Genomic DNA, 13001 nt, shown 5'->3' with positions numbered 1-13001 from the left:
CCGATCGTGATGCGTGCGGCCGTCGCAAACAGTTGCTCGCAAGCAGGGCTCACACCGTCTCGCCGATTCGACGCCGTCAAGATTTGACGGAATCGATCCGCAGTGCATTCTCGTTACTCATGGGACGCTTCAAGAACAGCCGCCTGGCTCGGATGAGCAGCGGCCATTACTGCTTGATCCGGGATCTCGGCCTGGTGAAGGGCGGCAAGGGGTTGCGGCACCATGAAGTTGTCGTCGACTTCTCGTGGCGCGGCATGCTCAAGCTTGTCTTGAGCGCAGGCACCGGCGTTCTGCGGCGGCGCGCGCCTGTGCAGATCGAGACAGCCGAATAGCGCGCGAGCGGTTCCGCGCTCCGACATCTCGCTCACCGAATTCGCGGACAAGCGTTCGAGATTCGAGCGACATCATCGCAGCATCCGAGCAGCGCGCATGCGATGACGATGTATCGGGCCACGCCGCTTCTGCGCTTGTCGATATCGGAATGTTCGCTACGCGGAATGAATTTGATCTGCTGTCGGCGGCACACTTGCGCGTGGTCGGTGGGCGCCGTTGCTGCGCGACAATTCGGTGATGTAGAGTGCCGCAGCCAAGCGGCTGCGACTGCGATCCGCGCTCCAGCCGAAACCAAGAACAAGCAGGGCAAGAAGAATCAAGGAAGGAACGGATCTCACATGAAGGATTTTGCCGGAAAGATTGCCGTCATCACCGGTGGCGGCACGGGCATGGGGCGCGAGCTGGCGCGGCAGCTCGTTGCTGAAGGATGCAATGTGGCGATGTGCGACGTCTCGATGGAAGCGATGGCCGAGACCAAGCGGCTGTGCGAGGTCGAGAAGCTGCCGCAGGGCCTGCGCATCACCACCCATGTCGCCGACGTCTCGATCGAGGATCACTACAAGCGCTTTCGCGATGAGCTGGTCGAGCAGCAGGCGACCGACAAGATCCATTTGCTGTTCAACAACGCCGGCATCGGCGGTGGCGGCAGCCTGTTCACCAACACGCGTGAGCAGTGGGAGCGCACCTTCAACATCTGCTGGGGTGGCGTCTATCTCGGCGTCCGCACCTTCCTGCCGCTGCTGGTGAAGGCCGACGAGGCGCACATCGTCAACACCTCGAGCGTCAACGGCTTCTGGGCCTCGGTCGGCATGGGCGTATCGCACACCGCCTACAGCGCGGCGAAGTTCGCGGTGAAGGGATTCACGGAGGCGATGATCAACGATCTCCGCCTCAACGCGCCGCACGTCAAATGCTCGGTCGTGATGCCCGGCCACATCGGCACCTCGATCGTGTCGAACTCGCGCAAGGTGCAGAATGGCGCCGACCAGCTCAATCCCGACGAGCTCAGGCAGGCCCGCCAGCGTCTGCAAGGGCAGGGCATCGACGTCGCCAAGATGTCGGATGCCGACATCCAGCAGCTCGCGCTCGACCGTGCGCGCATCTTCCATGACGAGGCACCGACCACGGCGGCTGCCGCCGCCAAGATCATCCTCGATGGCGTGAAGGCCGATCGCTGGCGCATCCTGGTCGGTGACGATGCGCATCTGCTCGACGAGCGCGTGCGCAACACCCCGGAGCAGGCCTACACGCCGGAGTTCTACCAGGGCATCGTGGCTGCGACCGGCTGGAAGGTCGGGTGATCAGCGGTCCGGTTCTGATCGATCAGGACCGGACCTGCTCCCCGTTTCGACGCGGTGCGCGTCGCGCGAAACGCTACCCGCGGATCGCGCGCTGGCGTGATCCCGCCTGATAGGCGAGGCGGTAATGCCCGGAGCAATAGGGCATGCCGCCGAGCGGCGTGTTGCCGCAAAAGCAGAAATCATCGGCGCCAGGTGTGCTGATCGGCCAGCGGCAGCGCTGCTCGCTCAGCTCGAACAGCGAGCAGTTGTTGGCGCTGACGATCGGCGCATCGTCGGGCACTTGTTCGTAGACCGCCTGAAGTAACCGGAGCTGCTGCTTCGCGGTCGTCCGCTGCGCGGCGTGGGCGGTGGATTTCTTCCGCCTGGCACGGCGTTCGTCCGGCGTCGTGCGCGTCAGGTTCAGCCGCGACAGCTTGCCGATCACCGCATTGCGGCTGACGCCGATATTGACGGCGATGTCGCGGCAGGAGAGGCCGGCTTCAAAGTAGATCTTGAGTTGGTCGACGCGCTCCGGCGTCCAGGTCGGTTCGATGGTAATCATCTGACGGTTCCACGTTCTGTTGAACCGCCGCGCCGACGCGCGCGCCGTCAAGGCGTGCGGCCGTTGTCGCGGATTGCAAGCAACCCGTCCTTGATGGCGAGCCGAATGCCTTCCTCGATCAATGTCCGTGCGACGCCTGGGACGCTCGTGCCGTGGGTGCCCTGTCTCACCAGCTTCTCGAGGTAACCAATCGTCGAGAGCGCCAACGTGACCGGGACGCGGTCGGTTTCGGCTTTTTCTGTAGCCATGAGAAAACGCTTAACCCTGAACGCAGATACTGAAAAGTATCTATTTAGAGTCTATTTAGGAATATGGCGGTCCGTCAAGCCATGGGCTGCGAAACTGGACGCGCACGTTCGCGCGCGCCGGAGGCTAGTTCCGGCGCGGCGTTGCAGTCAAATGAGCTAGGTAAATGAGTGTATTAGGATCGTAACTCGACCTTGACCGGGAACTTCTTGAGGAGCCGCTCAGCTGTTTCGGCCTTGTCCGCCGGCGCGCTCACACTCAGGTACAGCCCGCGAGATGGGTCGGTGATGGCCTCGACTCTGACCTCGCCAGACAGGCCTTCTCGAGCCAGCAGCTCGCGTGCCGCCTCGCCGGCGGCGATCTCGCGCAGCTTCGGCTTGAAGATCTTGCCGACCGGCGTGACCGGCATCTCGGGGATCACCGACACCACGCGCGGCCGCGCCGGCGGCTCCAGGATGTTGTCCTGCACGAAGGCGGCGAGCGCGTTCGGATCGATATGGGCGCCGGGCTGCGCCGAGACGAACAGCATCGGCACCTCGCCGGCATAGGTGTCGGGACGTCCGACGGCCGCGGCCAGCGCCACGCCCGGAAACGCCAATGCGGCATCCTCGATCGCGCGCGGATCGATGTTGTGGCCGCCGCGGATGATGACGTCCTTGGCGCGGCCCAGGATGTAGACGAAGCCGTCGGCATCGATCCGGCAGATGTCGCCGGTGCGCAGCCAGCCGTCGCGGAACGCCTCTTCGGTCTGTTTCCCGTCGACGTAGCCGGCGAACACCTGCGGGCCCCGGGTCAGGAGCTCGCCGACCGGCGAGGGCCACGGCCCGGTGTTGAGCTTGCCGCCGTCGAGGATCGCGAGCTCGACCAGCGGATTGCGGGTGCCGACGCTCTCGGCGCGCGGCTTCACGCCGTGTACGTCATGCGTGATGGCGCCGGCGAGCTCGGTCATGCCGTAGAGCTGCTGGATGCACGGGCCGCCCCAGGTCGCAAGATAACGCCGTTCGATCTCCGGCGGGCAGATCGAGGCGCCGGTGGCAGTGACGCGCAGGGTCGAGATGTCGCTGTCCGCGACCGGGATGTCTGCCAGCGCCCCGAGCGTGGTCGGCACGTTGCCGGAGATGTTGACGCGGTATTTCTCGACGATCTTCCAGAAATGCGTGATCAGCGCCGGATCGCGCGCGCCGGCCGGGCCGGGGATGAAAATCGTCGTGCCGGCGGAAAGGCAATTGGCCGTCGTGCAGAACAGGCCGCCGACATGGAACAGCGGCATCGTGATCATCGCGTGCTCGCCGCGATGGAAATCGAGCGCCATGCGCGAGGACACGGTGGAGGCGACCATCGCGCGGTTGGTGAGCCGCGCCACCTTGGGATGACCTGTGGTGCCGCCGGTCGGCAGCATCACCGCGACACGGTCGGCCTCGCTCATGTCCTTCGACTTGCCGTAGTCGTCGCGCCACGCGGGATCAGGCCGCAGCAGCTCGCCGTCGAACGCGATGCTGCCGTCGAGCGGCACGATCACGATGCGCTGGAGCGACGGCACCTCGCGCTGCAAGCCTTCGACCCGCTCATAGAGCCCGCCCGGCATGCCCGGCGGCGGGGTCAGCAACAGTTTTGCCTTGATGGCGTTGAGCTGGGCGACGATCGCCTCGCGCGTGAACAGCAGATTGAGCGGCTCGGCGACGCCGCAGGCGGCTGCGCCGAAGATCGCAACCACGGTCGCCGGGCACGCCGGCACCAGGACGGCGACCGCATCGTCCTTGCCGATGCCCTGGCCGCGGAAATAGTTTTCAGCCGCCTTGATGCAGCCCATCAAATAATCGTTCGAGATCACGACCGGGTTGGGATCGAGCGGCGAACGCAGATAGATCGCGGCTTCGGCGTCCGGCGCGCCCTGGGGGCCGCGGGCAATGAGATCGAGGATGCGCGGGCAGGCGGCGAGCGTCTCCTGCATCTCCTTGTCGCGCGCAGCCTCGTCGGCCGGCGAAAGCCTGTCCTTGAGCATATCCGTCCCCGTCCATTTTTGTTCGTTGGGAGGGGGATTGTATCGAGCCGCACTTGCGGAACACAAGTGCGGCTTATCGACCGGCGTCAGCCGTGAACGACCGATTTGGCGATCATGCAGTGAATGCCCTTGGAGCCGTTGACGGTCTGCGTGACGCGCAAGTCGGCGGCCAGGCTGCACAGCGTATAGGCGTCCTCGCGCGATAGATTGCGCTTCTCGCCGAGCAGCACGATCATGTCGCGCAGCGCGCGCACCACGCACTGGTCGAGATCGGGATCCATCGCCATGGTCATGTAATGGTCAGCGGTCTCGGCGCGCGGATAGGCGAGCTTGAGGTCCTTGCGCAGGGTCAGGCGGAAGCGGCCGGTGAGCGCGGTCTCGATCGCGGTGACGCAGACCTCACCGTCGCCCTGCACGCCATGACCGTCGCCGCAGGAGAACAGCGCGCCCGGCACGAACACCGGCAGATACAGCTTGGCGCCGGCCCCAAGCTCTTTGTTATCGAGATTGCCGCCCATCGCGCGCGGGATCAGCGAGGAGATGCGGCCCCAGGCCGGCGGTGGCGACACGCCCATCACGCCGAAGAACGGCTTCAGCGGCAGGTCGAGCCCCCACGGCATGCGGCCGACCATGCGCGCGCGATCGAGCGGGATGTTGAGGATGCGGGTCTCGTGGAAATCGTCGGGCAGGGTGCCGGACAGCGGCTTGATCAGATTGTAGCCCCAGTCCTGCCGGAGCTGGACGTCGAGAATATCGACCTCGAGCACGTCACCGGGCTCGGCGCCGCTGACCGCGATCGGGCCGGTCAGGATGTGCCCGGGCACCATCCGCTCGCATTTCGCATGAATGTCGTCGAGCTCCGGAGGCACCACGAACTTGCCGCGATCGGGCACCACGTCGGGGCCGCCGCTGACGGTCTCGATCGTGACCTCGTCGCCGCTCGCAAGGGTCAGGACCGGCTTCAGCTTTGCTTCGAAGAAGCCCCAATGGCAGGTTTCGGGACTGGACTTCAGATGATGATGGGTCATGTGACTGCTTTTTATTGCATTCCCGACAGCGTATGACGCTGTAGCAGAACTTCGCAGAGGCTTCGCTTGTTTTTTGTGCTCTCCAAGACGCTCGGCATCCTGCTGCTGCCGATCAATTTCCTGATCGGTATCGGCGCGATCGGCGCCGTTCTGCTGCTGACGCGGTTTGCCCCGCTCGGCCGCAGGTTGATGGTGGCGTCAGCGCTGCTGCTTGCGATCTGCGGCTTCTCGCCGCTCGGCAATGTCCTGATCTCCATCCTGGAGCAGCGCTTTCCGCCATGGGACGCTTCGCGCGGCGCGCCCGACGGCATCATCGTGCTCGGCGGCTCGATCGATGCCGATCTGTCGGTTGCGCACGGCACGCCGGTGGTGCGCACTGCGGCGGATCGCGTCATCGCGGCGGCGGCGCTCGCGCGCAGATATCCGAACGCGCGCCTCGTGTTCACCGGCGGCAGCGCGAACCTGATCTCGAATGACGCGCGTGAAGCCGACTACGCCGCCGAGATATTCGAGAGCCTCGGCATTGCCAAATCGCGATGGATCATCGAACGCCGCTCGCGCAACACGGTGGAGAATGCCGAGTTCTCCAAGGCGCTGGTCGATCCCAAGCCGGGTGAGCGCTGGCTGCTCGTGACGTCGGCCTATCATATGCCGCGGTCGATCGGGCTGTTCCGCAAGGCGGGATTCAACGTCGAGGCCTATCCGGTCGACTGGCGTGTCGGCAATGTCATGGGTTTCGCGACACTCGCGATCGAGGGCCTGTCGCGCACCGATCTCGGCGCGCGGGAGTGGATCGGGCTCATCGCCTATCATCTGGTGGGCAAGACCGATGATTTGCTGCCGGGACCAGTCGCACGTTGAGCCGTACCACGAGCTTGTCGCTTCCCTCGGCCAATCCGGCTAACATCAAAGCAACAGGCGGCGCCAAGCCGCCGATCACGGGAGTTTTTCGCCATGCAACAGCAGACACCGCCGGAACAGTTCGACCTCTCCGCAATCGTGGCCGACCTGAACAACCTGCTGCGGCTGAAGACCACGGTCATCGGCATCAAGATGTTCGCGCGCGTCGAGGAGATGGAGGCGATCCCGAAGATCCGCCGCCCGTCGGCGGTCCATACCACGGACCAGATCGTCAGCATGGCCTCGCGGCTCGGCTGGACCGTCGGCATCACCGGCGATGATCTGGTCGGCGCGCAATGCCGTGCGGTGATCGGGCTCGCGCCGCAGGACGAGAAGTGGCTTGCCGGCGAGAACTATGTCGGCGTCTGGCACGGCACGGCCGAAGACGCGCGCAAGCGCCAGGAGGCGCTCGACGTGGTGCCTTACGGCCAGTACCAGGCGATGGCGGTGAGCCCGCTGACCAGCGGACGTCTCAATCCGCCCGACATCTGCCTCGTCTACGCAACGCCGGGGCAGATGATCATCCTGATCAACGGGCTGCAGTATACCGGCTACAAGAAGTTCGAGTGGGGCGTGGTCGGCGAAACCGCGTGCGCGGACTCGTGGGGGCGGGCGCTGAAGACCGGCGAGCCGAGCCTGTCGCTGCCGTGCTTCGCCGAACGCCGCTATGGCGGCGTGCCCGACGAGGAGATGCTGATGGCGCTGCCGCCGGCCTATCTGGTGAAGGCGATCGCGGGGATGAAGCAACTCGCCAAGAACGGCCTGCGCTACCCGATCGCACCCTATGGCATCCAGGCCGACGTGCGCGCCGGCATGGGCGTGTCCTATGCCAAGAAATAGCTGATTGCGTCGCCGCGCCCGCGATGACAAAAGGGGCGCCCATTTTGCTGAGCAGGGAGCCCGATCCATGTCCTCGTTGAAACTCGACATCGTTGTTTATGGCGCAACCGGCTTCACCGGCCAGCTCGTCGCCGAATATCTCGCGGCGCATTATCGCGACGGCAGCCTGAAATGGGCGATGGCCGGGCGCAGCAAGGACAAGCTCGCCTCGGTCCGTGATGCGATCGGCGCGCCCGCCGACACGCCGCTGATCGTTGCCGATGCCGGCGACGCCGCATCGCTGAAGGCGATGCTGGCGCAGACCAAGTCGGTCATTTCTACGGTCGGTCCGTATCAGCTCTATGGCAATGAGCTGATCGCGGCCTGCGTGGACAGCGGCACCGATTATTTCGATCTCTGCGGCGAGCCGGTCTGGATGCGGCAGATGATCGACAAGCACGAGGCCGCCGCAAAGGCCAGCGGCGCGCGGATCGTGTTCTCGTGCGGCTTCGATTCCGTGCCGTTCGAGCTCGGCGCCTTCTTCGTCCAGGAGGAAGCCAAACGCATATTCGGTGCGCCGGCGCAGCGAGTCAAAGGCCGGGTCCGCGACATGCGCGGCACGCTGTCCGGCGGCACGGCCGCGAGCGCCAAGGCAACGTTCGATGCGGTCGCCAAGGATTTGAGCCTGGTTGCGATCCTCAACAACCCGTTTGCATTGACGCCGGGCTTCGAGGGCCCAAAGCAGCCGCGCGGCAGCAAGCCGGCCTATGAGGACGACCTGCACTCATGGACCGCGCCGTTCATGATGGCGCTGATCAACACGCGCAACGTCCACCGTTCCAACATGCTGATGGGCTTTCCGTACGGCAAGGAGTTCGTCTACGACGAGATGGTTCTGACCGGTCCCGGCGAGAAGGGCGAAGCGATCGCCAAGCGCGTGATGGCGCTGAATTCCGAGAAGACCGGACCAAGCGCGCCGAAGCCGGGCGAGGGGCCGTCGAAGGAAGAGCGCGAGAACGGCCGCTACGATCTGCTCTATCTGGCAGTCGCGCCTGACGGCCGCATGGTCCGCGCCGGCATCAAGGGCGATCGCGATCCCGGCTACGGCTCGACCTCGAAGATGATCTCGGAATGCGCGATCTGCCTGTTGCGCGACACGCCCGACCTCGCCGCCGGCTTCTGGACGCCGGGAGCAGCGATGCAGCACAAGCTGATCAAGCGCCTGGTCGATCACGCCGGGCTGACGTTCGAGGTCGAGAAGTAGCTTCGCGCGATCGCGATAGATGTCATCGCCCGGCTCGATGTTCAGCCCGGGGACATGACCGACGGGTGTTCGGAGACATAGCCGACACATCATAGTGCAGGGATTTGGCAAAGTGGGAGGCCAAGTCCATGCCATGGCGTGAGGTGTCGGTGATGGATCAACGGCGCGAGTTTGTACGGCTTGCGATGCAGGAGGGCGCGAACCGACGCGAGCTCTGCCGTCGGTTCAACATTCATCCCGACACGGCTTACAAGTGGCTCGCACGATGGCAGGCGGATCAGTCCGTCGCGGACCGATCGCGCCGGCCGCATTCGAGCCCAGGACGAACTGATTGCAAGCTCGAAGAGCGCATTTTGTCAGTACGCGATGCTCATCCGGCGTGGGGAGCTCGCAAGATCGCTCGCTGTCTGGAACGGGAAGGCTATCATGCGCCAGCAGTTTCGACGGTCCATGAGATCTTGCGTCGAGCAGGCCGCATCAAGCCTCCGCTCGGCGGCGCAGTGGCAAGCCAGCGTTTCGAGATGCCGGCCCCCAATCTGTTGTGGCAGATGGACTTCAAAGGCTGGATTCGGCTCGGCAATGACGCTCAATGCCATCCTCTGACCGTGGTCGACGACCACTCGCGCTATGATCTGTGCCTGCAGGCCCTGCGCCGATCAACGCACCGATACGGTGCGTAGTCGCCTGGAGAAGACCTTCCGTCATTACGGTCTGCCGGAGGCCTTCTTCGTCGACAATGGCTCACCGTGGGGCGACCCTTCTGGCGAGCGGTGGACGCGGTTCTCGGTCTGGCTGCTCAAGCTCGGCATCGCGGTCATCCACAGTCGCCCCTATCACCCGCAAAGCCGTGGCAAGAACGAACGGTTCCATCGCACGCTCGCCGCTGAGGTCTTCGCGCTACGGCAGTTCCGTGATCTCGCGGAGACACAGCGCGCCTTTGACGCCTGGCGGGAGGTCTACAACTTCGAACGGCCGCATGAGGCGCTTGGACAGCAGGTGCCGGCCAGTCGATACCGGCCGAGCCAGCGGGCCATGCCCGATCGCTTGCCGGAGGTCGAATATGACAGCCACGAGATCGTGCGCCACGTCTCCACGACCAAGGCCTACATCAGCTTCAAGGGATGCCTTTGGAAGGTCCCGCAGGCCTTCCGCGGTGAGCGCCTTGCCATTCGCCCCTCGCCAAACAGTGCGCAATACGGGGTCTTCTTCGCCGCCCACCAGGTCGCTATCATTGATTTGGCGAGCGGAAAAAGTGTCGGCTATGTCTCCGAACACCCGTCGGTCATGTCCCCGGGCTGAACACTCTACCGGGCGATCCAGTATTCCAGAGACTGTTGTGCTTGAGCGGATACGCCGCGGCGTACTGGATGCCCCGCTTTCGCGGAGCATGACGGCAACGGCTACGCCGCCGCGCGCGGGTTGTAGGCGTACATGAAGTCCATGCCCTTGGACGACACCGGCAGCAGCAGCTTCAGCATGTGATCGCGAAGCCAGGCGCCGGTCGGGCCGAACTCGCGCTTGCTGTTGCCATTGCGGCGGGCGATCGCCACGATCTTCTCGGCGCGCGGGCGCCGCTCGTGCTCGAAGGCCTGGAACGTCAGGCCGAGCTCCTGACCGTCGCGCATAAGCATGCCGAGCCGCATTGCATCCTCGAGCGCGAGCGAGGCGCCCTGGCCGGCATGCGGGCTGGTGGCGTGCGCGGCATCGCCGATCAGGAGCGTGCGCTTGCGCGACCAGGTCGGCAGTGTCGCGACGTCGAGCGTGTCGGTCACCACGATGTTCTCGGCGGCCTCGATGATCTCGGGGATCGGCGCATGCCATCCGGCATGGAAATCGCGCAGATGCTGCCTGATCGCGTCCTGGCTCTGCAGCCGGTAGGCCGCCGCGGTCATGCCGTGCGAGGGCTGCGTGCTCCACCACATCCCACCCGTGTCCGGATCGGGGCTGCACAGGCCGTAGCCGAAGAAGCCGCTTTGCCCGAACGTCGTCTCGAGCTTCTGACCGATCGAGAGGCGCTCGAACATGGCCCGCGGCACGAATCCGCCGAAACCGATCAACCCAGTATCGAACGGCGTCGGACCGTCCGGGATCACGTGCCGACGCACCGCCGAATGCACGCCGTCGGCGCCGATCACGAAATCGCCCTCGGCGGTGGTGCCGTCGTTGAAATAGGCGATGACCGGCTGGTCGCCGCGATCCTCGATCTTCACCAGCTTCTTCTCGAAGAACACCGAGACGTTGGAGGCCCAGGCCTTGTCGATCAGCGTCTCGTTCAAGGTCGCACGGCACATGTTCACCGCGGGCTGGCCGAAGCGCTGCTGCATGTTCTGATTGAGCGAGCCGAGCTTCTTGCCGGCCTGCGAATAGAAATCGAACGACTCCGCGATCGAGCCGCTGCGGATCAGCTCGTCCGCGAGGCCGAGCTCCGCCAGCACATGCATGCCGTTCGGCGCGATCTGCAAGCCGCCGCCGATCCCGGTGGAGTAGGGCCATGCTTCATAGAGCTCGGCCTCGATGCCGGCGCGGGTCAGGAACATCGCGGTCACGGGACCTGCGATGCCGGCGCCGATGATCAGAGCTTTACGGGGACGTGAGGTCATGCCTTGCTCCATGCATCCGTGTGGGGTACGAAAGGTCAGTTGCTAATTATCTTAGAAGATAAGATATTTGGCGAGTAAGATATGGGAGCAGCTTTGTCAAGCGGGAAGTCGCGCGCGGCGCTGATGCAGGAACTTGAAGAGGCGATGCGACGGTCATCCGCGCAGGGCGTGATGTACGGCCAAGCCGTTGCAAACATGGCCGGAATCTCCAATTCCGACATGGAATGCATGGATATCCTGCACCTCGAAGGGCGGGTGACCGCGGGCCGTCTCGCCGAAGTCACCGGGCTGACCACCGGCGCGATCACCGGCGTGGTCGATCGACTGGAGAAGGCGGGTTACGTGCGCCGCGAGCGGGACGAGAGCGACCGCCGCAAGGTCTTCATCTCGGTGGTGGAGGAAAAGGCGGCCGAGATCGGCAAGTTCTACGTGCCGATGCAGGAGGCGATGCTCAAGCTCTGGAGCCGTTACACCGACGACGAACTGCGCCTGCTGCTGCGCTTCGCCAATGACGGCTACAAGGGTGTGCTGGAAGCGACCGGCGCGTTGAAGACGGTGATCGACATGCCGCCGGAGCAGCGCGCCGAGCTCAAGCTGCCGCCGAAGTCTCGTCGCTGACCTCGGCTGGTGTCGCGCGGGTGCGCTCGGTGGCCGCGTACATGCCCCACATCGTGCCCAGCATCATCCAGAAATGCCGCCAATGGTCGGTATCGATGATGAAGCTCTCGCCGGCGATGCCGAGGAATGCCGAGAAGATCGCGAGATAGTCGCGCTGCCACGGCACCCGCTTGTAGATGTAGCGGAAGCCGATGATCGCGCTGACGAACACCAGCGCCGGATAGCAGATGCCCGAGATCCAGCCGCCCGACATGAAGGCGTTGAGGAAGGAGTTGTGGGTGTCCTCGGGGAAGTAGGTGTGGAATTGCAGCGGGCCGATGCCGAACGGCAGCTCGAGCGCCATCTGGGCACCGAGGATGTGGCGGCCGAAGCGGCCGAAGCGGCCTTCGTCGTAACTCTGGTCGAAGCTCGCGCGCTGCTTGAACATGTCGGCGACCGAGCCGATCGACAGCAGCACCGCGACCAGTGCGACGGCCAGGATCGCGGCGATCAGGGTCATCACGATGATGCGCGAGCGCTGCGCCTGCGAGCGGCTGGTGAACACCATCAGCGCCAGCATGAAGGCCGCGGTGACGATCAAGCCGCCCCAGGCGGCGCGGGAGAACGACAGCAGGATCGCAAGCGAGATGATGCCGAAGGCGATGGCGTTGCGGAACGCCTTGCCGAAGCGGTCGGTGACCACGCTTTGCAGCGTGAACAGCGCCGGCAGGATCAGGAACGCGCCGAGCACGTTCGGATCCTTGAAGGTGCCGCGGGCACGATCATACAGGGTCAGCAGATCATAGCCGCCGGGCACCAGATGGAAGTAGCCGGCGATGCCCGCAAGCGAGGCGATCATCGCGCCGACGATCAGGCCGCGGCGCAGCATGTCGAGCCGTGCTTCGGTGTCCTCCGACATCACCATCGCGAAGAAGATGACGGTGACGGCCATGTACCAGGAGGTCAGGACCCAGTTCACCACCTCCGGCTTGTCGAGGAACGGCACCGCGCCGATGCTGTAGCCGACATTGAGCACGATCAGCGCGAACAACAGCGGCATGAACACGAGCTGCATGCGCAGGCCCGTGGCAAAGAACAGCACGCAGGCGGTCAGCGTGACGAGTTCATACGGGCTCGGCTCGATGAACACGATGGCGATCGAGGCGCCGGCGAGCCACACCAGCGCCCGCTGCAGCGCCAGCACGCCTGATGGCGCCGATGTCGGCGAATGGGACGTCCCGGCTGTCGCCGCATAGGCCATCGGATACTCACGCAACTCGATACAAAACACACAACGGATGCTTCGTCATTGCGAGGAGCGAAGCGACGAAGCAATCCACCAATCCCCGAGCTGCGATATGGATTGCTTC

The 13001-nt window shown here is 64.6% G+C and carries 12 protein-coding genes and 1 pseudogene; 7 read left to right on the top strand and 6 right to left on the bottom strand.

Annotated features, from left to right (window positions below; translation table 11 throughout):
• The first annotated feature begins 152 nt into the window (after positions 1-152).
• Together ACVIGA_RS01700 and ACVIGA_RS01695 are read left to right on the top strand one after the other, a co-directional pair.
• On the top strand, positions 153-332 hold the full coding sequence (locus tag ACVIGA_RS01700) for a hypothetical protein (RefSeq protein WP_456670717.1): 180 nt from the start codon (positions 153-155) through the stop codon (positions 330-332).
• A gap of 339 nt (positions 333-671) precedes the next feature.
• Positions 672-1634 carry an SDR family oxidoreductase gene (locus ACVIGA_RS01695; protein ID WP_223967610.1) on the top strand — a complete coding sequence of 321 codons (963 nt, stop codon included), beginning with the start codon at positions 672-674 and terminating at the stop codon, positions 1632-1634.
• A gap of 73 nt (positions 1635-1707) precedes the next feature.
• On the opposite strand, the gene ACVIGA_RS01690 is transcribed toward ACVIGA_RS01695, so the two are convergent.
• The 4 genes from ACVIGA_RS01690 to ACVIGA_RS01675 all read right to left on the bottom strand — a co-directional run bounded on the left by ACVIGA_RS01690 (position 1708) and on the right by ACVIGA_RS01675 (position 5451).
• Positions 1708-2175 (bottom strand): GcrA family cell cycle regulator, encoded by a 468-nt coding sequence (locus ACVIGA_RS01690; protein WP_456665063.1) that lies wholly within the window; start codon positions 2173-2175, stop codon positions 1708-1710.
• Positions 2176-2222: 47 nt separating this feature from the next.
• The gene (locus ACVIGA_RS01685) at positions 2223-2423 is read right to left on the bottom strand and encodes a hypothetical protein (protein ID WP_016844973.1); all 201 of its coding nucleotides are present in this window, start codon (positions 2421-2423) and stop codon (positions 2223-2225) included.
• Between the two features lie 173 nt (positions 2424-2596).
• Positions 2597-4423: an AMP-binding protein gene (locus tag ACVIGA_RS01680; RefSeq protein WP_456665062.1), complete on the bottom strand. Its 1827-nt coding sequence runs from the start codon at positions 4421-4423 to the stop codon at positions 2597-2599.
• A gap of 86 nt (positions 4424-4509) precedes the next feature.
• Positions 4510-5451: an acetamidase/formamidase family protein gene (locus ACVIGA_RS01675; RefSeq protein ID WP_456665061.1), complete on the bottom strand. Its 942-nt coding sequence runs from the start codon at positions 5449-5451 to the stop codon at positions 4510-4512.
• 66 nt (positions 5452-5517) lie between these two features.
• On the opposite strand from ACVIGA_RS01675, the gene ACVIGA_RS01670 reads away from it, so the two are divergent.
• From ACVIGA_RS01670 to ACVIGA_RS01655, 4 genes and pseudogenes are all read left to right on the top strand, one after another.
• Positions 5518-6312, top strand: coding sequence for a YdcF family protein (locus ACVIGA_RS01670; RefSeq protein WP_456665060.1), 795 nt, complete (start codon positions 5518-5520; stop codon positions 6310-6312).
• Positions 6313-6405: 93 nt separating this feature from the next.
• Positions 6406-7191 carry a DUF169 domain-containing protein gene (locus ACVIGA_RS01665; RefSeq protein ID WP_342728746.1) on the top strand — a complete coding sequence of 262 codons (786 nt, stop codon included), beginning with the start codon at positions 6406-6408 and terminating at the stop codon, positions 7189-7191.
• A 67-nt stretch (positions 7192-7258) separates the two neighbouring features.
• Positions 7259-8434 (top strand): saccharopine dehydrogenase family protein, encoded by a 1176-nt coding sequence (locus tag ACVIGA_RS01660; protein WP_456665059.1) that lies wholly within the window; start codon positions 7259-7261, stop codon positions 8432-8434.
• 128 nt (positions 8435-8562) lie between these two features.
• Positions 8563-9733: pseudogene (locus ACVIGA_RS01655) on the top strand (IS481 family transposase).
• Positions 9734-9834: 101 nt separating this feature from the next.
• Here the strand turns inward: ACVIGA_RS01655 and ACVIGA_RS01650 are convergent.
• Complete coding sequence (locus ACVIGA_RS01650) at positions 9835-11034, bottom strand: FAD-dependent monooxygenase (protein WP_375775022.1); 1200 nt, start codon at positions 11032-11034, stop codon at positions 9835-9837.
• A gap of 123 nt (positions 11035-11157) precedes the next feature.
• Between ACVIGA_RS01650 and ACVIGA_RS01645 the strand changes: the two genes are divergently transcribed.
• The gene (locus ACVIGA_RS01645; protein ID WP_171948162.1) at positions 11158-11652 is read left to right on the top strand and encodes a MarR family transcriptional regulator; all 495 of its coding nucleotides are present in this window, start codon (positions 11158-11160) and stop codon (positions 11650-11652) included.
• Here ACVIGA_RS01645 and ACVIGA_RS01640 read toward each other — a convergent pair.
• Positions 11624-12892 carry an O-antigen ligase family protein gene (locus ACVIGA_RS01640; protein ID WP_456665058.1) on the bottom strand — a complete coding sequence of 423 codons (1269 nt, stop codon included), beginning with the start codon at positions 12890-12892 and terminating at the stop codon, positions 11624-11626. The two genes, ACVIGA_RS01645 and ACVIGA_RS01640, sit on opposite strands and share 29 nt — an antisense overlap.
• Between the last annotated feature and the right edge of the window lie 109 nt (positions 12893-13001).

The organism is Bradyrhizobium sp. USDA 3240, from assembly GCF_054063295.1.
The sequence above is the reverse complement of the archived record's forward strand: the minus strand, read 5'-3'. Positions and strand labels throughout refer to the sequence as shown.